A 24,722-nucleotide genomic window follows, 5' to 3' on the forward strand; every position below is an offset into this window, starting at 1 on the left:
CTTGGTTAAATTGAGAACATATTATTAAAATTTCAAAAATTTAGCAAGCCAGGTTTTTGACCAGCAGGATATGGCTTCCGCCTTGCAGCGGTTTGAAACTGACTTCATCCAGCAGGATGGAAATCAGGTTGTAGGAATCTGCAGAGATCATTTTTTCGCTGTCGATGTGGTCCCCTTGGGTGCGGATGCCGACTTCCAGTCTGTTGGTTTTAGCGACTACTTTCAGCTCCCAGATTTTATCGGTTTCGCTGGTGGTGTCCAGGTTCTGCAGGGTGAAGAGCAGTTTGGGAAAGGCAATCCTCATTTTATTCTGGAACTGGATGTCAGGATAGTATTTCGAAAGGAAGGGTCCCACAATTTCCTTGATTTTCTCCAGCCCCTGCATTGTAGGATGTATCATATGAGTGCTGGATTCCTGCAGGGAATTCTGGATGGCAAAAATGGTGGCATCGTCCGGAAAAACACTGTTGCCGCAATGTTTTTTCAAGGCCTCGAACAGCATGGTTACAAGGTGTTGAGGGTCTGCTCCATTCAGAGGGAAAGTACTGCGTATTTTTTCCAGTGAAAATTCCCGTCCCAAATTATCGCACGCTTCTGTGACTCCGTCGGAAATCATCAGAATGGTGTCTCCTGTCTGGAAAGGCAGTCTGCATGTCTTGAACTTGTTGTCGCGGATGATTCCGAGCGGCACATTGTCGAGGTTTGTCAGAATCCGCCAGTTCTTGCTGCCGGCAGAATAGTAATGCAGTGGCAGATGTCCGCAGTTCACGAATTCCAGTTCTTTCCTGTCCAGGTCAAGGATTCCACAGAGCAGGGTGGCGAACATGCCTTTGCTGGAAAGTCTGTGGATTTCGTTGTTAAGTTCATAGATGATCCTGGCGGGTTTCTGGAATCTGAAGACCATGAATCTTGCCGAAGAGAGCAGATGCACCATCATGAGGGCAGCCGGAATTCCCTTGCCTGAGACATCCCCGAACAGGAAAAAGTAGCGGTTCTCCTCTATTGGAAACAGATCGTAGCAATCGCCGCTGGCGTTCTGGGCATTAATCTTCTGCACTCCAAACTGGCAGTAACCCCATTTGACTTCCGAAATACCCGGCAGAAAGCTGTCCTGGACTTCCATGGCCAGATTGAGCTGCACCTCATTTTTTTTAAGGTTTGTTACAGATGAAGATTTAGCTGTTTTGGAAGTTTTCATGGTCACCTTGCAACCGATTCAAGTTTACAGTCCCGTTTTCTCCTTGTTGGCGATCGCGTAACCATACATCAAGTCATAATGCGATGCGAGCAGGAGATCTGAAGAAAAATGCTCCATCAGTGTAAGAATGATCAGCGCTCCGCAGGGAAGGGCGTCAGCCCTGGTAGGATCCATACCAGGTATTTTTTTCCTGCTTTCCAGGTCCATTTCCGACAGATTCCGGTAGATTTTCTCCAGGCGGGCTCTTGGAATTCCGTGCCCCTGCACTTTAGTCTGGTCGAATTCTGGAAGGCTGAGGTCGATCGAGGCCAGGGTAGTGGCAGTGCCGCCGATACCGATCAGTCTGGTGAAGCTTCCTGTGGATCGGCTTTGATTCAACCCGGAGAGGACCGCTTTTCGGATTTTGTCGAACCTGCCGGATTCCCAGTCATCCAGAAAGCGGATGCAGCCGACAGGTTTGCTCTCAAGGAGGCATTCCTCCCCGCGCCAGTAAATCAACTCCATGCTTCCTCCGCCCAGATCGACTGCCAGAGAGTCCAGATCGTCACGGAAAAAGTTTTTCACAGCCAGATAATTAAAATATGCTTCGTCTTTGCCACTGAGTATTTTAACGGTCAGGCCCAGTTTACCGGCTTTCTCCAGAAAATCACCGCTGTTCTTCGCCTCCCGTAGGATATTGGTACCGAATGAGCGGACCTGAGCCTGCTGCTTCCTGCAGATTTCAAGATATCCGCCGGCGACTGAGAGAGTGCGTGCTACTGGGGCCATTTTCAGGATTCCGTCTTCGAAAGCTCCTTCCGAAAGTCTGGTGACAGTTGTAAGTTCGACGAGCGGATGAAAAATATCATCGGTTTTTGTGATCAGAAGGCGGGTGGAGTTGGATCCGAAGTCGATCACTGCGATTTTTTTCTGCTTCTCAGATTTCATGAAATCAGGTTATATGGTCGGAAGCATAAAGTAAATATTCAGGTCTGAATTTCTCCAGGTATCGATTCGATGCTAAAATTAATCATGATCAAGATTTATCTACTGGACATGATTTTTTCCTATCTCACCACTTTTTTCATTTTGTTCATTATCTATTTTCTGTTCTGCGGCAGGAAAAGAACCTGGGTTGATCATTTGATTGTGGCAGTGGCAGCTCTTCTGCTGTCAATCCCCCAGTGGGATTTGAAATCAGTTAAAAAAATCCTGACTTCTTCAGAGACAGGTGTTAATAATTCGGAACTCAGAATTCAGGATACAGAAGAAATTACAGGTGGACAGGGAAAATGATTCCGGTCTACCTGTTCTGGAAACAGTAGATTGTTTCATTGGTGAAATAAATCACGCGTTCACTGTCGACCAGCGGCGGGATTTCACTGATGCTCTCCCTGCTTCTGAAATGCCAGAGCAGAGCTCCATCCAGATCCCTCGCTTCCAGGTGACAGAATCTGTGATCAGCTTCCGAATAGGGAAGATAGATTCTTTCGTTGAACACAACCAGTGTGGCGTGATGAGTGAAATACTTGCGTTCACTGAAAATTTCCTGACCCTTCCGCATGTCCTGGATTACAAATCTACCGGTCGAGAGGCTTCCGCCAAGATAATAAAGCCTGTCGCCTAGCACGGTAAAGGAAGGGGAAAGAGCTGACTGGAGCAGGTCAGAAGGCCAGGGATACATTGAGGTGAAAATTCCGGTTTTCTTGTCTATTTTATAGACCAGCGGAGAACTTCTGCCTGATTCGTAGCCAACGACTGAAAAACTATTCTGATCCGACGACAGAGTCAGGGTGGGGAAAAAAGGGATATGCCACAGGAGAGCTGGATGGCGGTCGGTTAAAAATACGAATGGCTCCTCTTTTTGCTGCTCAGTGCCGAGGAAAGTGTTGATGCGTTCCGGGGAGATCCAGAGTTTGTACATCTTGTTTTCCAGAAACACCCATTCCGCAGGAGTGCCTCGCTTCAGCTGAGAGGCTTCACCATAATAATGACCAATAATAGTCTCGTCTGTAGTGATGGCTCCAATTTCCATTGTAGGCGCAGGCACTTTGGCAAACCGCATTTTCCAGCCTGCATCGTTCCAGATGTATTTAGCTTCAAGATAAAAGTATTCGGTTCCATCCTGAAGGGTGAGTTTTTCAGAATAAGGAGTGATCTTGGTGCCGTTGTATTCGAGTATGCCCCTGCGTCCCTCTGATCTGGTGCCAGGAGCGACCAGTTCGACCTTCAGGTTCCAGGCTGCATTTGAAGAACATACAAAGCAGAACAGAAAAATGATCGTCAGAAGCCGAATTGTTGCATTTGCATTATAGAGCATGCCGCCTCCGTGTGGATGATGATAATTCAATCCAAGGTTCAAAGCAATATATGAAAATGTAGATAAAAAGATGGCAATATGTTTTGATCCGAGTCTAAATCTGTCTGCGTAGGGAGCATGGTTTGATTAGGAAGAACCTTAGCCGCGGAGCCGGTGGGGTCCCCGCAAAAGCGGGGCCGGCGGAGCGAGATTGGGATGATTGCACAGCCCTGGCTTCTGCAGTACCAATATTTAATCCTAACCCGTCGACCGCAGCAGGCAGATTTAGACTCAGATCAATCTTCTTCCAACACGGCATGGTAGCGATACTCATAATACATTGAGCCAACTCTGGTCATTTTGAAGCCATGCCGGGCTGCAATCCTGCTCATTGATTCCGGATGATGGGCGAAGCCGAGTTCACAGAGAGGCGTAAAAGAAAGAAGATGGAACAGGTCGCGGCAGAAGATGGCTGCAGCATAAAAAAGTCTTACTGCCTGAGGTTTTTGATTGCCGATGATTCTGTAATGATAGAGCAGATAAATCCTTGGATCTATCACATCGAAGAGGATGATTTTTCCTCCGGGATTAAGGCTCTTTTTACAATTTCCCAGAAATTCGTCCAGCATCCGGCTGTTGAAATACTGGACAACCTGGCCGCAGGTGATTCTGTCGAATTTCCGGTCCAGTTTGCTCCAGACAGTCCTGTCGTCAGCCTGGATCAGATTGACATTGTTGATTCCGAGGCTCTTGAGTCTTTTTTCCGCGCTGCCCAGCATGGAGCTGGAAAAATCAGCCCCAACCGCATAGTTGAACGCTCCTGCAAAATAGGATAAGAGCTCTGCAGCCCCGCAGCCGAAATCCAGGATCGATCCGCCGGATCCCAGGTGGAAAAGTTTCTCCCTGGCTTCGAGAGCCAGGTAAGACTCGTCATTTTGCCTGTGACCGCCGTCTGTCTTGTCTGACCAGAAATTCTGCCAGTTCCGTTTCATTTTAAACCTCAAATCTCGCCGAAAGAATCCAAGCTGATCTTTCCGGCAATTTTCCTCAGTACTTCAAGTTCTCTTTCTCTCTGGTCCGACAATCTTGACCGTTTCCGAAGCAGATCATCGCAAAATCCGGGATGTACCATGATTTCAGTCACACCTTCCGCGTGCCTGAAAACCCTGGTGAAATCCCGCAGGCTCCAGCGTCCGCAGAACTGCTGGCCAAAGAATGAATCAGGATAACTGAAATTGTATTTTTCAAGCAAGGCTATGATCTTATGAACTGACCAGTTCAGCAGCAGTGTTTTTGCAACAAGTACCGGGTGTGAGCCGGGAAAAAGCCTGGATTCGAACGGGAGACGGGTTTCCCTGATCCCGAAATCCCGCATCAGCGGGAAGACGATCCTGGCGAATTTTTTTGAGAAAAAGTAAAAATGCTGATGCCCGTCGAAATGATCAGGTTTCAGACTCGCAGACATTCTTTCCACCTGGGCCGACAGTTCCAGACGGATTTCTTCCGGGTTGAGCCTGCCGCTCTGCAGCAGCAGCCAGAGTTTTTTCAGGTCGTGAAAGCGGCCTTTGCTGTTTACGAGTGAAGGAACTTTTTCAGCAGGCAGTACAGGCTTTCCGGTTGTCAGGTTGAGGTGAATTCCAGCCGGCAGGCCTGAATTCATCAGTTCCTGGAGCTGCTCAACACAGTCCGCCTGATTAACCAGCACCGAAGTCGAACTGACCGCGCCTGAGCGGAAAAGTTCCAGAATGCCTCTGGAAACCCCAGGGCTGAGGCCATAATCGTCGGCATTGATGATGAATTTCTTGTTCATTTTAAAATTTCCAGGGCCAGGTCAACGATCTCTTGAGGTGAGATGGAGTTCATGCACGGTGATTCCGGGCAGCGGCGATGTGCGTTTTTCTCGCTTCGCCTAAAAGCCGAAGTGCAGGGAGCGCAGGGGAAATCCTTTTTCAGGAAATGGACCTTGTCTCCAAGCGGATGGCTGAGGCTGAAATCAGTCGGCCCCCAGAGCACGATCAAGGGTACATTCTGTGCACCTGCCATGTGTGCGATACCTGAATCAGCCCCGAGAACCAGGGAAGCGCTGCCAAGCACTCCGCTCAGCTGACTGACAGTGGTCTGCCCGATCAGGTTTCTGACCGGGAAATCGCAACCTGCAGTCAGCCTGTTTCCAAGTTCGAGTTCAGTTCTGTCGCCGACCAGGACAAGCTGCCTGCCGGATTCTTTCAACATTTTCAGAACAAGCAGCCAGTGTTCCAGCGGATATTTTTTCGGGGATTCCTGGTTACAGGTGGTTCCCGGATGAATCACGATGTATCCGGGAGCAAGAATCGAAGGAACGGAGCGGATCTTTGGAACACTGATGAATTCTTTGTCGCTGATCTGAAGCCCTGACAGAAGGTTCAGATATTTCCGGCTTTCATGGACCCCGGATTTCCAGGAATATCCCCTGGAAAGCAGAAGCCTGTTGCAGATCCCCCTGAATCCGGGAAGCCCCGCATGCCCGATGACAGTTACCCGGGGCCTTAAAATACGCAACAGCATCAGGAATTTGTAATTACTGCCCTGATAGGGATGAAAGTAAACATCCAGATCAGGAAGCTCGGAAAGCATATTCATGATTCCTGAAAAAGGTGCTGTTTTAGGCAGGAAATGGAATTCATCGAACAGCTCGGCAGGCAGGATTTTTTCAGGTTCCCAGGGCAGGCCTCCGATCAGATGGATCGAGGCATCCGGAAATTTATTTCTCAGGGTGGAAAGGAACGGGGTAAACATCACTGCATTTCCTATCCCCAGATAAAATGGAATCAGGAATTTCATCGAACCCTCATTTAAGGCTGTTGTCTTCATAAACAAGCTTCATATCCACCAGTCCGGGTCTTCTCAGTCCGCGCAAGCCGAAGACGCGCTCCGGAAATTCTTCGTTGAAATCAATGCTGTCCGGCACAGTCGACGCTTTTCCAGTAAGCCTTTGGATGATACTTTCTGCCAGAAAGCTGTCCTTCCCGTTCTGGGCTTCTTCTCTTGCCAATCTGGAATATTTGAGGGCGGATTCAGTTTCCCCTGTTTCCAGATAATAATATGCAAGTTTAAGATGTTCAATCACATTTTCAGGATTTCTTTCCAGACTTTTCAGGATCTGATTCAGATCTTTCCCTATTTGCTGAAGTGCTTCATTTTTAAAATCAGCGAGGAAAAAAGTCCTGGGCTCCACCAGGCAGGCTTTCCGGAAAAATTCCTGGGCCTTGTCAAACTGACCGATTTTATTATAATACACAGCAGCCAGAGCCAGGCTTTCGCCGTGGAAGGCCTGAATCTCACCGGCTTTTCCGAGACTGATCTCCAGATTGACCTTCCAGTAATCAAAACAGGGATAAAGGCATGAGCCTTTGTTATAGTAGCCAGAAGCCATTCCCAGCCAACTGCTTTTTTGCAAAAAAGCTGCATTGCCTGCATAAAACAGTTCCAGAGGGTTCACAGGCCAGAGATAATTTGCAGAGGTACTGAAGCAGGAGAGTGCTCTCGAATAGTCCTTGTTTTTCATGAAATCAACGCCAGTTTCATAGATAGAAATTTTAACCAGTATGATCAGGCAGACGATGAACGCAGAAGTGGATTTTTTCAGCAGTTTACTAGGCATTCCCGGTTTCAGAAGCGGCAGGTAACAAAGCGGAAGCAGAGAAAAAAACACCTGGCTTTTAATGAAAATCGCAGCAAAAAAGAAAAACGGATAAAACAGGAGAGCCTTGATTTCCCAGTCCGTCAACAACTGTGACTTCTGGCTTTCTCCTTCCTTTTCATCAATGGAAAAATAAAGCAGGACCAGAAAAAAAATAACCACTATCTGGTAGGAATAGAAGTTGTTGTCAAAGAAACTGGCCAGGAAAAAAGGCAGCAGAGCGAGCAGGCATTGCTTACTCCTGACAAAGTTTTTCATGAATCTGTGCGACAGCCAGAGAAGTATCAGTACTCCACAGATCCCGAAACCGGAAAGAAGCTCCAGATAAAGCGAATGCGCATGCAGCTTGATCAGCGGTTTATGCTCGAGAAACAGCGAGGAAAATGAGCCCCAGCCATTGCCGAACCAGGGTCTTTCTTTGAACTGCTCCCAGGCGTTCTGCCAGATTTCCTGCCTTGAAATGGCATAGTTCGATTCAGATATTCCTTGCGACAGCTTGGCTCTGCTGATGTTTCCGATCAGTATCAGGGAAAGGAAAACCAGCAGGTAGGCTAACGGCTTTAACCTGCGCTCTGAAAAAGCAAAAAGCAAAAGTCCGGACGCCAGCCCCAGCCAGCAGGCTCTGGATGCTGCGGCAGCAAGACAGATCAGATAGCTGAGGCCCCAGGGGAAGAACTTTTTATCCAGAACCCGGGAGAGATTAAGAAGCAGGAAAGCCCCGAAAAAGCTGGCATTCTGGAAAAAGCCATGTGTGGTATATGCCGAGAGCGAGGTCAGAAAACCGGTCTGTACAAGCCCGATCAGCATAACTCCAGCCAGGATGAAATCGAGCATCCGTCCAAGCTCGCTGCGGATCAGGAATTTCCGGCCGGAAAAAAAAACGGTCAGGCCTGCAGCGATTGCGCTGTCACGGAGCAGTGTGCAGAAGACAGTAGCGCTGATCATCAGATTGAAAACCAGCAGGAAGGCAGTCCAGAGAAGAAAACGCGATTCCTTATCTTCCAATGGAGGCAGTATCAGGAGCAGCCAGCACCAGATCAGGCCGCTGACCAGAAGATGCAGATAATCATACTGAGTGTTATAGAAGAACAAACAAAAAAGCGCCAGGAAAAAGGCGCTTTTCAATTTGTTCTGACTAGTGCTCGACTTCGGTAAATTTATTAAATTTATCTCCTGAAAACTTTGTGGGGTGGCCAGTGTTAACTTTTCCTCATCTGAGCTACTGCGAAGAAGAGAAAAAGTTGACACAGGACAGGACCCGCCACAAATCATGGCTTCACAAAAGCATCTGGCTGCACACCACAAAAATTTACCGAACTCAAATTAGTATTTCCCACTTCCTGCAGCCTGGCCGCTGACAATCGCTACAGACGCGCTGGCTCCGATTCTGGTAGCGCCTGCTTTCACCATTTCCATGGCTGTCTTGGTGTCGCGCACGCCTCCTGACGCTTTTACTCCCATGTCTTCGCCTACCGCTTCCCGCATCAGGGCTACGTCCTTGACTGTGGCGCCGCCTGGCCCGAAACCGGTGGATGTCTTGACAAAATGAGCCCCTGCAGCCTTGGAAAGGGTGCAGCCGATGATTTTCTCCTCATCAGTAAGAAGTGCGGTCTCCAGGATCACTTTCACAATCCTGTCGCCCGCTGATTCGACTACGCGGCGGATGTCTTCCTCCACCAGCTTGAAATTTTTGGATTTCAGGGCTCCGATGTTGATCACCATGTCGATCTCGCCGGCCCCGTCAGTGGCAGCCCTCCTGGTTTCATAAGCTTTCACGCTGGAGGCAGTAGCTCCCAGCGGGAAACCGATCACAGTGCAGACCCGGACCTTGGTGCCGGCAAGAATTTTGGCAGCCAGGGAAACCCAGGTGGGATTGATGCAGACTGAAGCGAACTGATATTTTTTGGCTTCTTCACACAGAGCGATCACCTGATCGGCTGTGGCATCCGGTTTAAGCAGGGTGTGGTCGATATAGGAGGCAAGATCTCCAGGGGCGGATGGAATTCCGGCACCTGACCCGATCCTGATTGCGCCAGCTTCCATCAGTTTGGAGACTGAGTTTTTGTTGTTCACGATGCAATAGCCGCAGCCTGTGCAATTTCCAGGATCGCAGAAACTGCAGGCGCCTGAGGAAAGCAGCATTTCAGGCTTTGACGTTGCTTCCAGTGCGGCAGGTGAATGACCGGCAGAAAGGCTTTGTTCCAAGGCTTTCAATTCAGAGATAGCGTGTTCGAGAATCCCGATCTGCTTCCTGACCAGGTTCAGCTGGGGAGATTCACAACTGGGACGGGAAGTCTGGCTTCCTCCCAGCTGCTTTTTCACTTCTTCAGTGATCTTGCGGATCAGCTCGTTGTTATCCATGGGTTGCTCCAATTTTCAGCATGTTACTTTTCTTTTCTATGTTTTTTTTCCTTTTTGTCGTCAGTTTCTTCTGCCTCAGGCTTTTCCAGATTCGGAAGTATTGATTCCACGTCCTCATGCGGATTCGCAATCAGGCGGGCAGACAACAGTTCGCCGACTTTCTGGGCAGCAGCGGCTCCAGCCTCGATGGCAGCCTGGCAGGCACCCACATCACCTCTGACAAGAACCGTCACCATCCCCACACCGATCTTACGGTATCCCACCAGTGTGACATTGGCCGCCTTGGTCATGGCGTCAGCCGCTTCCACGGCTCCCACCATCCCCCTGGTTTCCACCATTCCCAATGCTCTTTTTTCCATCATTCCCTCCTATCTGCAATTTCTATCTTATCAACGATACCAACGATCACCGCAGAGAGCGGCACTTTATCGTCATGGAAAAGTTCGGCTGCTACAGATCCCTCATTCACCACCAGCACGGTTTCACCTGCGCCGGCTCCCACAAAATCAACTGCGATCAGTTCGCCTTTCTCGTCCTTGCCCGTTAATGGAGAAACAGGCTGCACCAGCAAGAGTTTGTAACCATCAAAACGCGGTTCCTTGCAGGTAGACACCAAATTTCCTTTCACCCTGGCGAGGATCACTTTCCACCATCCTTTGATTTATCCAGAAGCAGGATTTCGTCCACGATTCCCAGAATCGAAGCATCAGTCGGGACAAGCGGATTTTCCATGGTGTTGCTCGCTTCCCTGGAAGTCACGTAAAAAACAAGTTCATCGGTCCCAGCGCCGATCAGATCAGTGGCGATGATCTGTTTCCCGGTTTTTTCCAGTTCTCCGTTCAGCGGCTGGATCAGGATCAGCTTATATCCATCAAGAGAAGGATATTTGTGAGATGCCACCACATTTCCGCAGACGCGAGCAAGATTCATTTTTTCCTCACTAATGCGATGCCTTTGTCCCTGAGAAAGTCTCTGGCCAGCGGTGTGACAATTGTACCGGATCCTACAGTCAGTTCAGATCCGGAAAAAATTTTCAGATCATCAATTGTGATCAGCTTTTTATCCGATACATGAGCGGGTTTTCCGGATTTGGCAAGACCGAATCCAGAGATGATTTCGGAGATCAGCCGTTCGATTCCTGAAAGGCTTAATGAGAACATTTTTTCAATGGCAGTGATCTTGTCAATCCTGGCCTGATGCCTGCCACCCTCATAGCCGGTGGCAAGCCAGAGTTCCAGCAGTTCCATGGTTTTGCCTGTCCCTGTGACCTCGCTGCCTAGAGTGAGAAGATTTGTGTCATTATGTTTGCGGCTGTTTTGTACAATGAAATAGTCATTGCCGCAGACAGCTCTGACACCTGGAACTTTATTAGCTGCGATCGCTGAGCCGACGCCTGCGCCGTCGATCATCACACCACGTTCGCATTCACCGCCTGCCACCAGCCTGGCTACCTTTAATGCGAAATCAGGATAATCGGAATTTTGTTGCTCGAAAGCACCTACATCTATGACTTCATGACCTTTTTTTTTCAGGTTTTCCAGAACTGATTCACGCAATTTCATGCCGCGGTGGTCGCTGCCGATCGCTATCTTCATCCTTCCACCCCTCTTATAAATTACTGTTTATTAGAGCCTTTATCCAGCTCATTCAGCCGATACAGGTAAATTCCAAATGAGACATATCCCGAAACAATCAGAAGAGGAGAAACATGACCAAAAAGATTATCAGCCCTGTCGTTTACAAGATACAGGCTTGCATATCCAAGCAGCAGTAAAATAAGGGATAAGCTCAGGATCTTCAAAACAGCACCGTTTCCAGGTCAGGATGAGGGTTAGGTATCACCACTTCCTCGATGATCAGTCCCTTTTCCTTGAATTCGGCATTCACTGCTGCGATGGAAGCTTTGCAATCTCCCACGCTGCCTGTGGCCAGTACAAAAGCCTTGCCGCCCAGCCCCTTGGCCAACCGTATTTCAATCAGATGTACCCCTGCGGCTTTGACCATTGTATCAGCCGAAAGAATGGCTCCTGTCAGGGAGAATGTCTCGACAACCGCCAGAGCTTCAAGTTTTGCCACATCAGTTGCAGCATTGATGGCCGGAAAGACTTCCTCTGCCACATTTGGAATCACGATGCTGTCCACCAGATATTCTGATCCCACTTGTTCGCCTGCCTGGACGGAATTTTCCACTGATCCGACCTCGCCGCCGACCACAATTAAATATTTTCCCGGGCAGACCGGGCGGGAATCGATTAAAAAAACATCGGCAGCTTTGAGCATGGCATCGGTTGATTCAATACCTTTGGCAATGCTGCGCAGTTCAATTACCCCGATCGCTCTTTCCATTCTCGACTCCTACGTTGATCACTGAACTCTGACCGCGGACGGAGTTTTCCACATTATCCTTGGATTCCGGGTCAACCACCCAATTCCCGTCCACTATGAACTTGTATTCATATTTTCCCTTATTTAACTCCATGTCTTTGATCCAGTATCCGTCGTTTGACAGAGTCATCGGATCCATGGTGGCGTTCCAGAAATTGAAATCACCGATCAGGTAAACGGTTTTGGCCTGTGGTGCGAGATAGCGGAAATGGATCTTGACCTTCTCTTTGTTGCAGTATTCTGTGAACAGCTTGGTATCACGCTCCAGCGCGGAGAGAAATGCCGTCACGATTTTGGGGTCAAACTGGGATCCGGAGTTTTTTCTGATCTCATCCACTGCGAATGCGAGCGGCAGTCCCTCACGGTATGGCCGGTTGGAAGTCATGGCGTCAAAAGTGTCGGCAACTGCGATGATCCTTGCAAAAAGTGGGATGGTGTCACCTTTCAGGCCCTCAGGATATCCTTTGCCGTCATACCTCTCATGGTGATAACGGATGGAGGGGATTTTGTCCTGTAGAAAAACGATTGGGTCAACTATAGATGAGCCGATGTTCGGGTGATTCTGGATGATCTTGAACTCCATGTCAGTCAGTTTAGCCCGCTTGCCGATGATTTCTTCCGGAATTCCGATCTTGCCGATGTCATGCAGGAGAGCGCCAAATCTGAGTTCCTTGAGTTCCTTGGAGTTGAATCCCATTGCCTTGCCTACTGAAACCGAATACTCAGTTACGCGGTGGGAGTGTCCCCGTGTGTATGCATCTTTGGCATCGATGGTATTGGCGAGAGCCCTGATGGTACTGAGATAATTCTCCTCAAGTTCTTTATAAAGCCTGGCGCTGTCAATGGCGACTGCAGCCTGGTTCGCGAAAGCCTGGAACAGCTCCACGTCTTCTTCCAGGAAAGTGTCGTTCTTTAAACTGTTGAGGATCTCCATCACGCCGATGATTTCTCCGTGTTTCAAACGCAAAGGGACGCACATGATGGACTTGGTGATGAAGTTGCTCTGAGAGTCAGTGTTGAACCAGCGGTTGTCGGTCTTGACGTCCTTGATCAGCAGAGGTTCTCCGCTCTTGGCAACCGTACCTGCGATACCCCGCCCCAACGGGACACGGATGCTTTTAACCATATCGCCGGACTCGCCGGTGGCCACTTCAAAGACCAGTTCGCTGGTTTTTTTGTCCAGCAGAAGGACAGATCCGGCTTCGGCGTCGAGCACTTTGCAGGCTGCCTGGACGAGCAGATCGAGCAGCACATTCAGTTCAGTAATCCTGTAGATGGATTTGTTGACTTCAAGCAGAAGGTCTCGATTCTCTTTCTCTTTCTTGAGGATTTTCAGCTCATTCCTTAGTGTTTCAAGATTTTCCGGATTAGTCATTTTATCCTGTTCCACTTCCTACTCCCCGATCCTGATATAATTTGAAGTTACTTCCATCACTGAACCTGAAATCGAAGCATGGCAGTTGCTTGATAATTTAGCTTCCGCTCTGGGCGCAGCGATTTTTTCACCGGCTTTGACTTTCTGGCCGACCCTGACAAGAGGAACTGCTGGTTCTCCTATATGCTTCGCTAAATTGATTTTCACGTTTGAAGGTTTGAAAGCAGTATCCTGCGAAGAAATCGGCAGCTGATAATATTTTTCCAGCCTGAAGCGTTTCAAAAGTCTGGAGGGAGGAATTTTCATCCATTCGCGCTGAGAGCGTACTGCATCAGGTTTTTCCTGGTGAGGGTTGGCGACCTTCTGCTTTTTGAGCTCTGATTTGAGATACTGATTGATATTTCGAGGAGAAAGTCCCATCGGGCAGCCGAATTCACAGGCTCCGCATTCACAGCAGAGGAAAGCAGCAGGAATTCTGGCTGGACTGTTGTGAACTATGCTCTGCATGATCCGGTGTGGTTCCAGAGCATGACCGAGCTGATATCTGGGACAGGTGCGGGTACAGTCCGTGCAGTTGCAGCAGACTGCAAAATCGCGTTTCAATTCACGCTGAATATTCAAGGCACGATTCAGCGAGATTGGATGGTTTTCCGGAAGTACCAGGATTCCGCTGGTGGTTTTTTCGATCACTGAGTCCTGGCTGATCATTTTGCCCATCATCGGACCACCATCGAGCAGCACAAACTTGTCACCTATGGTTCCTCCGGCTGATTCCAGAGCTTCTCTGACTGATGTACCGATTGGATAAAAACCCACTACCGGATTCTTCACCTCACCTGTGATTGTCACTACTCTTTCCGTGACCGGAAGGTCAGAGCTGACAGCCTGGAAAACCTGATAGATGGTGGCTACATTATCGACCACAACCCCGACCTGAAGCGGAAGCCCACCCTCAGGTACGATTCTGCCGGTTACTTCATAAGTCAGAGCCTGTTCGTCTCCAGCAGGATAGAAATTACCCAGCCCGAAAACTTTCAGGCAGTCGGCTGAGGAAGCCAGCCTGGATAAAGTCTCAAATGACTCGTACTTTTCTTTGAGGGCCAGGATTGCCGACTGGGCTCCGGTTATTTTACGGATCAATGAGAGTCCTTTCAGAATTTCCCCTGGATATTTTTTCATCAAAAACTGATCTGACTTGAGCAGGGGTTCACACTCAGCACCGTTTCCGATCACTGTTTCCACCCGGGAGTTCAGCTTGAAATATGTAGGGAATCCGGCTCCGCCGGCTCCCACGATTCCTGCTTCCCTGATTTTCGAGAGTTCTTCCATAGTGTCCCTTAAAAAATTACATTAAAGCAAAATGACCTCAAATAATCTTGAAGTAGTCCACCAGAACACAACGGCGTTTGCGGGTAAAAGTTTTGGCGGTAGTGACACCTTCTCCAGTCGGTGTGCAGATAGTGAGCGTGGTCGGACCTTCCCCGTCAAAGCCAAGTCCATTGTATGATGAACCGTTTTTAACGAAAATAGTCGTGTTAATCTGCCTGGCCAGATCATGGAGATTCTGAATATTTTTGGAGTGCATGATCGCGGTGTGCAGATTGCCTAATTCCACTTCGCAGGCCAGATCGATGGCTTGAGAGATGTTTGCGACCCTGACGAGCGGGAGCACCGGCATCAGAAGCTCGGTGAGCACGAACGGATGTGAGGCGGGAGTTTCGCAGAGTATCAGCCGGATCTGTGAACCTACATTGATGCCGATTTCCCGGAGAATTACCGCTGCATCCCTGCCGATGAATTTCCGGTTGGGGCCTCCCTGCGGATTCATAATCACTTTTTCCAGTTTTTCGATCTCGTCTTTTTTAAGTTCATAAGCGCCGTTGACGCGCATTACTTCTTTCAGTCTGTCTGCGATCTGGTCCACTGCGATGATCTCTTTTTCTGCGATGCAGAGTACATTGTTGTCAAAAGATGCACCGTTCACAATGTCGCGCCCTGCTTTTTCCAGATCTGCGGTTTCATCTACAACTACAGGAGGATTTCCTGGTCCGGCTGCCATCACCTTCTTGCCGCTCTTGAAAGCTTCGTGGACGACTGCTTCGCCTCCGGTGACAACCAGGAGCCTGGCTTTTTTATGATTCATCACTGCTCTTGAAGTTTCCATGGACGGGTTTTCGATGGCTGTGACTATGTTCAGCGGGCCGCCAACGCTCAGGGAAGCTTCGTTCATAAGTTCCACAGCGCGCAGTGATGAACGTCGGGCAGCCGGGTGATTGTTGAAGACGACGGTATTGCCAGCAGAAACCATGCTGATACTGTTGTTGATAACTGTGGCGGCAGGATTAGTTGAAGGAGTAATGGAAGCAATCACTCCGAAGGGAGCGCATTCTTCCAGGGTCAAACCATGATCGCCTCTGAAAATCAGGGGTGTGAGGTCTTCCAGGCCGGGAGTCCGCTCGATCGCCAGCATGTTTTTCTTGATCTTATCGGCGACCTTGCCAAAGCCGGTTTCCTCAACCGCAGTCCTGGCAAGAAACTCCACTTCCTTCCGGCAGAAGGAACGATAGGCGGAAATGATCTCATCCCGTTTTTTTAAGGTGGTCTGGCTGAGCTGCCTGAAAGCGATTGCAGCTGCCTCGAAGGCTTCATCGACAGTCGGGAACACCCCTTTTCCGCCCGGCCGTGGTGCTGTTGATGTTTCCTGAGCCTGTGAGACAGCAGGTTCTTCACGTTTTTTCAGGCGATAAACCACCTGTTCGACGATTTTTTTTAATTCTTTTTCGTCAAGGGACATAGATTATGCCCTCCAGCAGTTAAGAATTTCCAACCTATGTTTGCAGGTTGATGGTATCCACTATGCCGACTACGATGCAGTCCACCGGTTTTTTATCGGTCTTGACGGTCTGTCTGGCTGAGGAGCCGCTTACAAGCAGCACTGTCTCAGCTGCACCCGCCCCTACCGTATCCACTGCTATATGGAATTTTCCAGTGGGTTTCAGTTCGATCGTCAATTCCTCGACGACCAGGAATTTGAAACCGACAAGGTTAACATCTTTCCTGGTGGCGACAACAGTGCCACAGATTTTTCCAAGAAGCATTTAATATTCCTTAAAGAGTATTTACTTTTCGCCTTTACCGATCGGCAGCACATCTTCGAGACTGTCGTGCGGTCTCGGGATCACATGGACAGACACCAGTTCTCCGACTTTCTGGGCGGCTGCTGCGCCGGCGTCGGTCGCGGCTTTCACTGCAGCGACATCGCCCCGCACCATGGCAGTAACATAGCCGGAACCGATCTTTTCCCAGCTCACCAGTCTCACATTGGCGGCTTTTACCATGGCGTCTGCGGCTTCAATCATGGCGACAAGCCCTTTGGTTTCGATCATTCCCAAAGCGTCTTTCATTGTTTCCTCCTAATGATTTTCATCCGGACAAGCTGCAACAAAACCGTTAGTGGACCGCCACGCCTAAATTATGGTTTCAGAAACATGAGATCGAGATTGATTCGCGAAGCGGCGACAAGGCAACCTGGGCTGGTTGCCGCGACAGCCGCGTCAAAGAAGCAGGCCGATATCATGTTTCACTCCTTACAGGCTGCCGGATGGCGGCGATTCGTCTGCTGCGTTGCGGCTCGTTGTCGATGCACCACATCGACTCCTCACCGCGCCTTGCATCCAAATCACCGGCACTCCAGCTGAAACCACAATTTATGCGTGGCGGTCCACTAGGGTCTTGAAACGCTTAGTTCAATATTTTACTCAATCCTCGATGCTCAATGCAATCCTTCCTTAATTAACGATTTCAACCAGTTCACCGCCTTTGATCAGTGCGGAGTTACCCTCGTCGGTGTCGACATGCATCTCTAAGGCAAATTTATCAGATACTCTGCAGAGTACTTCTCCGAATATCAGAGCTCTGCCTCCGAATGTTCTCACCCTTACTTTCTGTTTATCTGTCACTCCCAGCCGCATGGCATCCCGAACCGTAAAATGGATATGTCTGCAGGCGATGATCACTCCCTCTTTCAGGGTCACAGCTCCGGCAGGTCCGACAATCACCAGCTTTTCCGATCCGGCAAGGTCGCCTGAATCGCGGACAGGAGGGTTAATGCCTAGAACATAACTATCGGTTCTGGAGACTTCTACTTGAGTCTGCACTCTATATGGACCAAGAATCCGGACTTTCTGGAAAATGCCCTTGCAACCGATCAGAGTTACTACTTCATTGGCAGCATATTGTCCGGGTTGCGACAGGTCCTTCTGCTTTGTGAGCAGTGCCTTGTCGCCGAACAGGATCTTGAAATCAGCTTCTGAAACATGCAGGTGACGGTTGGAAACCGCGATCGGCAGCAGTTTGCTTTTATCCGCAGCTTCATTTCCGCCTAACGAATAGTTTTTAAGGATTTCGGCAGTCACTTTCTGAACGAGTTCTTCATTGTTCATGACACATCTCCCCATTTTGTTTACAAAACTTGTATTGAATAGTTCTAAATTTTACCACCTAAAATCTTCCCGGTTTCTGTATCAATATAAATTTGCATGTACTGGATATCATCACTGTCGACATTATGGGGTATGACTTTCAGATTAATTATCCATGCTAATCTCAAGTCCTTGGTGCCATCAGAAAGTACAAGTTCATTATTTAGAAACTTGTAGAGAAGATTTTTCAGTGAATTTGAAAAGATGTAATTTGGATGGACGGCCACAGGTCTGGAGAGATCAACATCCATTAATTCTGGAGAAATAGTGATATACTTGTTCGCATTGTCGATCACTTCCAGCTGATAGCTACCCTTTTTTTTCTTGATTATATCATTTTCAGCATATTCACAGGCTATTTTCGAGGCTTCTTCCACCGATTTTTTTACACATGTCGACCATAAACTGTAAGTATCATAATTTGAACAAAATGCGATTTTTCCATCAGCTGAAAGGTCCATGTTTATTCCATCTGAAGATACATATCCATTTATGCATCTTTTCCATTTAAATCTCCACTTCTTTTCTGTTCCGCAATCAGAGGGAGATACATGCCAGATTAGTTTATAATCACTGAAATCAATATTGTTCCAAAAAGTTTTAAAATATTTTTCTGCCTGGCTGATTGCAGAATCAAAATTATTTACTACTGTTTCACTTGTTTGATTTTCAATGCTGAAAGAAATGATTTCCATGGTTTCTTGGTTAAAAGTGAATGCAAAGGGAGTTTTATCTAGCTTTCCATAAATATCAAATCCAGATTTATGATAAAAAGGAAGATCTCTTTCGTGATTTGGCTGGGAAATATCCAATTCAGTCCAGTTGTATCCTAAGTGACGAAAAACAGTCTTAATTTTTTCATTATTGACAGTAGAATCATTAGCCCAACAGTGCTTCAAATCTACATTAAAAATGAAAAATAATAGTATTCCTATCATCATACTGCTTACTGGTCCAATTTTATCTTACTAGGATCGCCAGGACCACCTATGTAGAGGTGATATTTTCCAAGATCTTCTTCTCCAGTAATATCTTTAATCCCTTCTTTTGCTGCTTGAGTTATAGAAGGAGCTTCACTTACGCCCTTTTGCTTTTTACAAAAGTAAAAAAAAGAGTTCCCAAATCTCATAGCAAAACTCGGTACTTGGTTAAAAGTCCAACCCACGTAAACATTAGCGCCAAAAGCTTTAATGTAATCATCACGTTTTCCCTCAGCAACACCTGTATGACAGGCGTTTAAGAAAACGAAGGGGCATTTAGTTCCAGAAGGAATATCTGATATCTCAAGTGTATCAGGTCTTCCAGTGCCTATTCCTTGAACTTGATTATAATTTTTATACATACAGATTCCGCTGAACTCGTATTTACCATTTGGATAAATTGTTTTTATTCCATGACCAAGAAAGTAAAAAATAGAAAACTTATTTTTTATAAAGTCTTCTTTGAATTCATCAAGCGTAGCACTTGCATCTCCAACAACTGAATAATTCAAGTCTTTGATCTTAAAATAGGTTAATATGTATTTAGGTAATGCAAAGAAACATTGCCAATATTGTGCTCCACTTAAAGCCCTGGTAGCATAAGCATTGCCTTTGCTTTGCGTAAAGAATCTATCGAATAATGTTTTACTTCCTGATTTGCTTATCACATCTGAAAATTGATACTCTACACCAATATCTTTTTGATCAATCCCACCTAAAGCAGGATTACCTTTCAAAACGCTATATTCTTTACCGGAAATTGTAATTTTCTTGTTGCCAAAATCTTGTGGAACTAAATAAAAAGGTTCTGAAAGAAAACTATTTTTTCTTACTCTAGTACATTCAATTTTATCAACCGAATCAATGGAGCTTTTTAATTTGACAAAAACGGATGGCGAATTACTCTTGTCGATAATTTTAACGAAAAATTTGGAGTTAGTTGGAATGAATTGTTCTTGATCTTCAAAGCCACATGTTCCTCTCTCAAAAAAAATATTTGAAGCAAAATATAAATCCTTACGGTTTTTTGTAGGAGCTCTCCATATAGGAATCTGCATCATTATTGTGTCATCTGATAATTTTAGAGAAAATTTCATTAGATTCTGTCCTGGTTTGAAATAAGATACATCTTTACTGTCCAATGGAGTAGGCGATTCAAGTTTAACTTCAAATTTAGAATCTTCAGAAACAAAATCTCTGCTATCTTTTTGAGTTTCATTTAGATAGATATCACGAACATCCATCCCATTTTCATCAAGAAAACACATCTGAATCTCATCAGTAACATCAATGGAAAAATCCGTTTTAAAGTTAATGCTTAATTCAATCTGATTGTTATAAGGAGATTCACCCTTGTCGATACCACTATTTGGACAATAAATTGGAATTCGGGCAAGTCTCTGTCCAAGTTCATTCACCAAACTCACTGGTGCTTGATTATCACCTTCGAGCCATATTTCAGAGGAAATTCCTCTTAATACACCGAATCTTGCATCAATCCTGCATTTCGCCGTGAGTATTGTATCCAGAAAATCGCCTGTTCCACTTTTGTATTTTGCAGTATTGTCTTTCCAGGTGAAAACATGCCCGTCACCTACATTCCCGCTTTCTTCCCATTTCCATTCCCTGATCGAACTGGTCGGGATCAAGGCTGGTGTGTCGTCAGGATAGGTCAGGGAAGCAGTAAAAGTTCTTGGTTCACTTTGTGGAGTCGATTCATCAATTTTTACTTTCAAGATTTCAGACAGACAGTCTTTGGAATTGACCACAATGTCATAGAACCACCATCTGTCATTGCAATAAGAGCCGACCACTTTCGCGAAATCCTGCTGTGCTTCGGAATACCTGCCTTGTTCTGCATTGCATTTGCCCCGATACAGGTAAGCTTCAGCTCGGAACACTTCATAGTCCGGATAAATGTCACTGTTCAGTGCTTTATCAAGGTGGGACAAAGCTTCAGAATAGTGCTGAAGACCGTATTCGCATTTACCCAGGAGAAGCTCATAATGTGGGGCATTGTCGGAAGTATCTCTGGCTAATCCGAGATCATTAAATTTCTGGCAGGCTGCTTTGCCGTCTGCATATTTTCCCTGTTCTACTAAGCAATCACCTTTGAAGAGCAGGCTGTAAGCCAGATAATTATTCGCTGCGCTGTTGCTTCCATATTTATCAATGACCTTGTCATACCAGCTGATGGCATTGTCATAGTCCTTCAGGTATCTCAAGGCATCTCCGCTGCAGCCCATGCCGATTGCAATCATATCCATACCATACGATTCATTATCAATAACTTGCTTAAGTGCAGAAACGGCTTTGTCTGCATATTCACGCTGCTTATCCTGGCTTCCGTTTATGCCGCTATAGTCTCTGACGAGTTTCGTGTAATTGTCACCAATATAGAGATTGGCAAGTGCAATCCCTGCGCCCTGGCTCAGGCCTATCGCGTCTGTCCAGGATGCAATGCTTTCCTTGTAATAATGCTCTACCTCCTGGATATTGTCCTGGTCTTCGTAACATTCAGCGGCACGGGAATAGCTCCTGGCAATATTTTGCCTTGCCTCAAGGCCACCATAATAACTCAACAGGTTGTTTTGGAATGCAGCGACAGCTTTAAGGCAATAGTCTGCCTTTTTCTGCAACACAAAAGTATGAGACTTGGCAGGATCGAGATATTCCATGTAACCTATTTTCAAATAGCAGGTTCCAATATCCGTCCACCTGTCCAAAGCGTATGAATGGTAGACATCTTTCATTCTCGTGAAAACTTCAACAGCTTTCAGGTAATATTGTTCGCGCGCCTCATTCTGATATGCAAGAAGTTTATGCAGATAGTCGTCGCAGTAGCCATACGCTGCATCATAAAGGGCGCCATGTGCAAACTGATTGGCAGGATACTGGTCTACGAATTTTACTTCTAATTCTATTCCAAGCAGAAAATAACTGATTTTTTTGGCTGGATCGGTTTCTTTCCAGCTCAGATTATAATAAGATCCGGCCTGAAGTTGAACGGGTGTCCAGACTGCCTCGTCTTCCTGCACAGTGCCACGCCTGATTGCTGCGTTCAAAAACTCAATTGCCTTGAGACCGTTTTCAATGCTGTCAGGCAGCAGGCGAATGTAAATAGAAACGCCTGAAGCCATTGCATGCATTCGATAAGGCTTCCGTCCGTCTCTATCTATACTTTGCCTGTAAAAATCTATGGCTTCGCTGTATTGCTTCAATTCACGGTAACAATCACCGATCAGGCTGTAACAGCCGACTTTAGCGGCATAAACAGGATCAAGTTTCTGCACTTCTGCGAAGAGGCCGGCAGCTTCTTTGTATGAAGCTGCGGAAAATGATTTCAAGGCTTTTGCATAAAAATCTGCCGTGTTTTCAACAGTGCTTTTGGGACAGTCTTTAAAATTCAGCTCAGAATAAAGAGCAAAGGATTTTTTGAAATATGGGAGCTTTTCATCATATTCATCTCTCTTGCCTGTTTCCAGCAGTTCAGTCAAAGCGCCAGACTGAAAACCTGCGGCAGACACGCCGTATTTGTCGATCATTTCAGTCATTTTCGGATTCTGTCCAAAATCGACATGAGCATTGCCTACTTCTACAACTATTTCTTTAATCTTGGTTATGATTTCAGGATGAGAATTAACAAACTGCTGATTCTGAGATATTTTTTCTTCCAGTTTTGTGGCAAGGACACCCATCCCATTTTTGACGGTATTTTCGGAGTCCCTGAAACAATCGGTAAATTTCCGGAATGAGGCTTCATTGCCTAAGAGCAGTTGACTGACAATGTTTTCAGCAATTACTGTTGATTCACGTTCAATCTCATCCAGGGAAGAAACATAGACCTGTTCCACGGATTCTTTATCTATTCCTGCACTAAGCTGTTGCGATAATCGCATTGTCCAGAAGGAACCGTTGATCAAGCCGGTCAAGGACTGAAGATCCTTGCCTGGTCTTTTATCGGTAATTGTTAATTCTGGAGCTTGAATTCCGCTGGTTATCAACACATTGGTTAGGTTGGAGGGCATTGCTGGAAGGATTATGGTAAAGTGAAGCAAAATCAACAGAAGCAATATTTTATTCATGAATCCCTGTCTTTCAATCACAATTTATACATAATTTTACCAGATCGTTCAATTTTATCAAGGCAAAAGTTTAGCCCCAAATGTTTAGAACTGACGGAAAATATCAGGGAGAATCACAGGCAGCAGAGTGAAATGGAAGGTCTGGGTTTCGATCAGGTGGAGAAACCGTACCTGCAGTCTCTTTACTGACTGGTAAAGAGGTCTTTGAAATAAAGCTTGAAAATGGCTGTATCAGGGCGTAAATTAATGTCGTGGAAAAGTGGGTCACCCCACTTTTTTATTTTCATTAGATATTGGAGCTGAATGAACGGGAAAAACGAATTTCTGGAAACCCTGAAAGAACATCTTGAGATAGAAATCAATAGCAAGGGGTTACGGATCCTTGACCTGGAAAATGTAGGCAAGCATCAGATCAGGATCGTGATTTTTATTTACAGGGAGGATGGAAAACCTGTGGGAGTAGAAGACTGCCAGCTTGTCAACCGGAGTGCCGAAGATTTTCTGGATAATGAGCAGGACTTCCCGGAAAATTATTCGCTGGAAGTATCTTCACCAGGTCTCTCCAGAAATTTGAAGAAAGAATGTGATTTTCAATATGCCCTGTCGCGAGAAATCGAAATCCATCTGCGCAAGCCCGTAGACGGCAAGTTTTCGCTGGTGGGAAAGCTGAAGTCTTTCAATCAGGATGGGATTGTATTGATGATTAACGGAGAAGACAGAATGTTTTCGAGGGATGGAATTAAAACAGCAAATCTGTTTTTTAATTGGGGAGGTAAAAAAAATGGTAAACCTTGAACTGATTGGTGCTCTGAATGACCTTCAGAAAGAAAAAGGCATTGACAAGAATGTGGTTTTAGCTGCACTGGAGGATGCACTGTCCTCTGCTTACAAGAAAAGTTTCGGCAAAGACAGGGAAATAGTGGTCAAGGTGAATCCTGAATCAGGGGAAATCCAGATTTTCCATGCGAGGATCGTGGTAGCTGACGTGGATTATACTGCGGACATCAACCAGATCAAATTCAGCGAGGCGATAAAAATCAACAAGAAAATCAAGCTCGGTGAGGAAATCAGGGAAGAAATGATCCCAGATAAGAACGACTCCCGGATCGCTGCCCAGACTGCGAAGCAGGTGATAGTTCAAAAGATCAAGGAAGCCGAAAAGGAAATGATCTTCAATGAATACAAATCCCACGAGAATACCATAGTTGTAGGTGTAGTCCGCCGTTTTGAAAGCCGTAATGTGATCCTGGCCATCAATGACAGAGTGGAAGTGCTGCTGCCTCTCAAGGAACAATTGCCCAGGGAACGTTTCCGGATTTCCGACAAAATCAAGGCTTATATCATCAATGTGGAAAAATCCGGCAAGGGTCCCAACATCATCGTTTCCCGCACCTGTCCGGAATTCCTCAAGCGTCTCTTCGAAATGGAGATACCTGAAATAATGGATAGTCTAGTCGAAATCAAGAGTGTTTCCCGCGAACCAGGCATCCGTTCCAAAGTAGCGGTGGTTTCACACAAGGAAAAAGTGGATCCTGTCGGTGCCTGTGTTGGATATCGCGGTTCACGCATCCAGGGCATTATCAGCGAGCTGAAGGGAGAAAAAATCGACATAGTGAAATGGAACGATGATCTTGATACGTATCTTTCCAATGCTCTCAATCCCGTGAAACTCGTTTCCATGAGGATAAAAAGTGAAACCGATGGCGTCAAACATCTGGAAGCCATTGTGCCGGATTCCCAACTCTCCCTGGCGATCGGCAAAGAGGGGCAGAATGTGAAACTGATTTCCAGGCTGCTTAAAATCAAGCTGGATATAATCAATGAGAGCGAATACAAGAAATTCATCGAAAAGAACATGTTCGGGAATGATACTCCCGCTAAGACCGAAGAAAATTAATGA

The 24,722-nt window shown here is 46.6% G+C and carries 24 protein-coding genes; 3 read left to right on the top strand and 21 right to left on the bottom strand.

All coding sequences use genetic code 11. The annotated features are described in order from the left end of the window. Positions 1-40: 40 nt before the first annotated feature. Positions 41-1,198: a PP2C family protein-serine/threonine phosphatase gene (locus PHW04_08745; protein MDD2715966.1), complete on the bottom strand. Its 1,158-nt coding sequence runs from the start codon at positions 1,196-1,198 to the stop codon at positions 41-43. Positions 1,199-1,222: 24 nt separating this feature from the next. After that, positions 1,223-2,125, bottom strand: coding sequence for a hypothetical protein (locus tag PHW04_08750; protein MDD2715967.1), 903 nt, complete (start codon positions 2,123-2,125; stop codon positions 1,223-1,225). A gap of 84 nt (positions 2,126-2,209) precedes the next feature. Here PHW04_08750 and PHW04_08755 point away from each other — a divergent pair, with 84 nt between their 5' ends. After that, on the top strand, positions 2,210-2,473 hold the full coding sequence (locus PHW04_08755; protein ID MDD2715968.1) for a hypothetical protein: 264 nt from the start codon (positions 2,210-2,212) through the stop codon (positions 2,471-2,473). A gap of 7 nt (positions 2,474-2,480) precedes the next feature. Here PHW04_08755 and PHW04_08760 read toward each other — a convergent pair whose 3' ends face one another. From PHW04_08760 to PHW04_08850, 19 genes are all read right to left on the bottom strand, one after another. After that, complete coding sequence (locus PHW04_08760) at positions 2,481-3,497, bottom strand: hypothetical protein (protein MDD2715969.1); 1,017 nt, start codon at positions 3,495-3,497, stop codon at positions 2,481-2,483. Positions 3,498-3,772: 275 nt separating this feature from the next. Continuing rightward, positions 3,773-4,468 carry a methyltransferase domain-containing protein gene (locus tag PHW04_08765; GenBank protein MDD2715970.1) on the bottom strand — a complete coding sequence of 232 codons (696 nt, stop codon included), beginning with the start codon at positions 4,466-4,468 and terminating at the stop codon, positions 3,773-3,775. Between the two features lie 8 nt (positions 4,469-4,476). Beyond that, a complete protein-coding gene (locus tag PHW04_08770) occupies positions 4,477-5,286 on the bottom strand; it encodes a ChbG/HpnK family deacetylase (GenBank protein ID MDD2715971.1) in 810 nt (269 codons plus the stop codon). Further along, complete coding sequence (locus PHW04_08775) at positions 5,283-6,296, bottom strand: glycosyltransferase family 9 protein (protein MDD2715972.1); 1,014 nt, start codon at positions 6,294-6,296, stop codon at positions 5,283-5,285. Before PHW04_08775 ends, PHW04_08770 begins: the two co-directional genes overlap by 4 nt. Before the next feature lie 7 nt (positions 6,297-6,303). Further along, a complete protein-coding gene (locus PHW04_08780; protein ID MDD2715973.1) occupies positions 6,304-8,280 on the bottom strand; it encodes an O-antigen ligase family protein in 1,977 nt (658 codons plus the stop codon). A 198-nt stretch (positions 8,281-8,478) separates the two neighbouring features. Then, positions 8,479-9,198, bottom strand: a complete 720-nt coding sequence (gene deoC, locus PHW04_08785; protein MDD2715974.1) for a deoxyribose-phosphate aldolase — start codon at positions 9,196-9,198, stop codon at positions 8,479-8,481. Positions 9,199-9,539: 341 nt separating this feature from the next. Then, positions 9,540-9,875 carry a BMC domain-containing protein gene (locus PHW04_08790; protein MDD2715975.1) on the bottom strand — a complete coding sequence of 112 codons (336 nt, stop codon included), beginning with the start codon at positions 9,873-9,875 and terminating at the stop codon, positions 9,540-9,542. After that, on the bottom strand, positions 9,875-10,159 hold the full coding sequence (locus tag PHW04_08795) for a EutN/CcmL family microcompartment protein (protein ID MDD2715976.1): 285 nt from the start codon (positions 10,157-10,159) through the stop codon (positions 9,875-9,877). The genes PHW04_08790 and PHW04_08795 overlap by 1 nt, the downstream gene beginning before the upstream one ends. Further along, positions 10,156-10,446: a EutN/CcmL family microcompartment protein gene (locus PHW04_08800; GenBank protein MDD2715977.1), complete on the bottom strand. Its 291-nt coding sequence runs from the start codon at positions 10,444-10,446 to the stop codon at positions 10,156-10,158. Before PHW04_08800 ends, PHW04_08795 begins: the two co-directional genes overlap by 4 nt. Continuing rightward, entirely contained in the window at positions 10,443-11,111 is a 669-nt protein-coding gene (gene rpiB / locus PHW04_08805; protein MDD2715978.1) for a ribose 5-phosphate isomerase B, read from the bottom strand. The genes PHW04_08800 and rpiB overlap by 4 nt, the downstream gene beginning before the upstream one ends. 202 nt (positions 11,112-11,313) lie before the next feature. Next, positions 11,314-11,862: a BMC domain-containing protein gene (locus tag PHW04_08810; GenBank protein ID MDD2715979.1), complete on the bottom strand. Its 549-nt coding sequence runs from the start codon at positions 11,860-11,862 to the stop codon at positions 11,314-11,316. Then, positions 11,837-13,291, bottom strand: coding sequence for a GAF domain-containing protein (locus tag PHW04_08815; protein ID MDD2715980.1), 1,455 nt, complete (start codon positions 13,289-13,291; stop codon positions 11,837-11,839). The genes PHW04_08810 and PHW04_08815 overlap by 26 nt, the downstream gene beginning before the upstream one ends. A 3-nt stretch (positions 13,292-13,294) precedes the next feature. Next, complete coding sequence (locus tag PHW04_08820) at positions 13,295-14,605, bottom strand: SLBB domain-containing protein (protein MDD2715981.1); 1,311 nt, start codon at positions 14,603-14,605, stop codon at positions 13,295-13,297. Positions 14,606-14,642: 37 nt separating this feature from the next. After that, positions 14,643-16,070, bottom strand: coding sequence for an aldehyde dehydrogenase EutE (locus tag PHW04_08825; GenBank protein MDD2715982.1), 1,428 nt, complete (start codon positions 16,068-16,070; stop codon positions 14,643-14,645). 34 nt (positions 16,071-16,104) lie between these two features. After that, the gene (locus tag PHW04_08830; protein MDD2715983.1) at positions 16,105-16,374 is read right to left on the bottom strand and encodes a EutN/CcmL family microcompartment protein; all 270 of its coding nucleotides are present in this window, start codon (positions 16,372-16,374) and stop codon (positions 16,105-16,107) included. A gap of 21 nt (positions 16,375-16,395) precedes the next feature. Next, positions 16,396-16,680 carry an ethanolamine utilization microcompartment protein EutM gene (gene eutM / locus PHW04_08835; protein ID MDD2715984.1) on the bottom strand — a complete coding sequence of 95 codons (285 nt, stop codon included), beginning with the start codon at positions 16,678-16,680 and terminating at the stop codon, positions 16,396-16,398. A gap of 384 nt (positions 16,681-17,064) precedes the next feature. Further along, positions 17,065-17,718: a phosphate propanoyltransferase gene (locus PHW04_08840; GenBank protein ID MDD2715985.1), complete on the bottom strand. Its 654-nt coding sequence runs from the start codon at positions 17,716-17,718 to the stop codon at positions 17,065-17,067. 44 nt (positions 17,719-17,762) lie between these two features. Then, positions 17,763-18,656: a hypothetical protein gene (locus PHW04_08845; GenBank protein MDD2715986.1), complete on the bottom strand. Its 894-nt coding sequence runs from the start codon at positions 18,654-18,656 to the stop codon at positions 17,763-17,765. Between the two features lie 47 nt (positions 18,657-18,703). Next, complete coding sequence (locus PHW04_08850; GenBank protein MDD2715987.1) at positions 18,704-22,822, bottom strand: tetratricopeptide repeat protein; 4,119 nt, start codon at positions 22,820-22,822, stop codon at positions 18,704-18,706. Positions 22,823-23,125: 303 nt separating this feature from the next. Between PHW04_08850 and PHW04_08855 the strand changes: the two genes are divergently transcribed. Both PHW04_08855 and nusA read left to right on the top strand, forming a co-directional pair. Continuing rightward, on the top strand, positions 23,126-23,617 hold the full coding sequence (locus tag PHW04_08855; protein MDD2715988.1) for a hypothetical protein: 492 nt from the start codon (positions 23,126-23,128) through the stop codon (positions 23,615-23,617). Continuing rightward, positions 23,604-24,719: a transcription termination factor NusA gene (gene nusA / locus PHW04_08860; GenBank protein ID MDD2715989.1), complete on the top strand. Its 1,116-nt coding sequence runs from the start codon at positions 23,604-23,606 to the stop codon at positions 24,717-24,719. Before PHW04_08855 ends, nusA begins: the two co-directional genes overlap by 14 nt. Positions 24,720-24,722 lie beyond the last annotated feature (3 nt).

Source organism: Candidatus Wallbacteria bacterium (assembly GCA_028687545.1).
In the GTDB taxonomy this organism is placed as follows: domain Bacteria; phylum Muiribacteriota; class JAQTZZ01; order JAQTZZ01; family JAQTZZ01; genus JAQTZZ01.

Excerpts from the sequence above, each read along its gene's own strand:
- PHW04_08745 (MDD2715966.1), bottom strand. The coding sequence starts at position 1,198 with ATGAAAACTTCCAAAACAGCTAAATCTTCATCTGTAACAAACCTTAAA.
- PHW04_08750 (MDD2715967.1), bottom strand. The coding sequence starts at position 2,125 with ATGAAATCTGAGAAGCAGAAAAAAATCGCAGTGATCGACTTCGGATCC.
- PHW04_08755 (MDD2715968.1), top strand. The coding sequence starts at position 2,210 with ATGATCAAGATTTATCTACTGGACATGATTTTTTCCTATCTCACCACT.
- PHW04_08760 (MDD2715969.1), bottom strand. The coding sequence starts at position 3,497 with ATGCTCTATAATGCAAATGCAACAATTCGGCTTCTGACGATCATTTTT.
- PHW04_08765 (MDD2715970.1), bottom strand. The coding sequence starts at position 4,468 with ATGAAACGGAACTGGCAGAATTTCTGGTCAGACAAGACAGACGGCGGT.
- PHW04_08770 (MDD2715971.1), bottom strand. The coding sequence starts at position 5,286 with ATGAACAAGAAATTCATCATCAATGCCGACGATTATGGCCTCAGCCCT.
- PHW04_08775 (MDD2715972.1), bottom strand. The coding sequence starts at position 6,296 with ATGAAATTCCTGATTCCATTTTATCTGGGGATAGGAAATGCAGTGATG.
- deoC (MDD2715974.1), bottom strand. The coding sequence starts at position 9,198 with ATGGAAGCTGGCGCAATCAGGATCGGGTCAGGTGCCGGAATTCCATCC.
- PHW04_08790 (MDD2715975.1), bottom strand. The coding sequence starts at position 9,875 with ATGGAAAAAAGAGCATTGGGAATGGTGGAAACCAGGGGGATGGTGGGA.
- PHW04_08800 (MDD2715977.1), bottom strand. The coding sequence starts at position 10,446 with ATGAATCTTGCTCGCGTCTGCGGAAATGTGGTGGCATCTCACAAATAT.
- rpiB (MDD2715978.1), bottom strand. The coding sequence starts at position 11,111 with ATGAAGATAGCGATCGGCAGCGACCACCGCGGCATGAAATTGCGTGAA.
- PHW04_08810 (MDD2715979.1), bottom strand. The coding sequence starts at position 11,862 with ATGGAAAGAGCGATCGGGGTAATTGAACTGCGCAGCATTGCCAAAGGT.
- PHW04_08820 (MDD2715981.1), bottom strand. The coding sequence starts at position 14,605 with ATGGAAGAACTCTCGAAAATCAGGGAAGCAGGAATCGTGGGAGCCGGC.
- PHW04_08825 (MDD2715982.1), bottom strand. The coding sequence starts at position 16,070 with ATGTCCCTTGACGAAAAAGAATTAAAAAAAATCGTCGAACAGGTGGTT.
- PHW04_08830 (MDD2715983.1), bottom strand. The coding sequence starts at position 16,374 with ATGCTTCTTGGAAAAATCTGTGGCACTGTTGTCGCCACCAGGAAAGAT.
- eutM (MDD2715984.1), bottom strand. The coding sequence starts at position 16,680 with ATGAAAGACGCTTTGGGAATGATCGAAACCAAAGGGCTTGTCGCCATG.
- PHW04_08840 (MDD2715985.1), bottom strand. The coding sequence starts at position 17,718 with ATGAACAATGAAGAACTCGTTCAGAAAGTGACTGCCGAAATCCTTAAA.
- PHW04_08850 (MDD2715987.1), bottom strand. The coding sequence starts at position 22,822 with ATGAATAAAATATTGCTTCTGTTGATTTTGCTTCACTTTACCATAATC.
- PHW04_08855 (MDD2715988.1), top strand. The coding sequence starts at position 23,126 with ATGAACGGGAAAAACGAATTTCTGGAAACCCTGAAAGAACATCTTGAG.
- nusA (MDD2715989.1), top strand. The coding sequence starts at position 23,604 with ATGGTAAACCTTGAACTGATTGGTGCTCTGAATGACCTTCAGAAAGAA.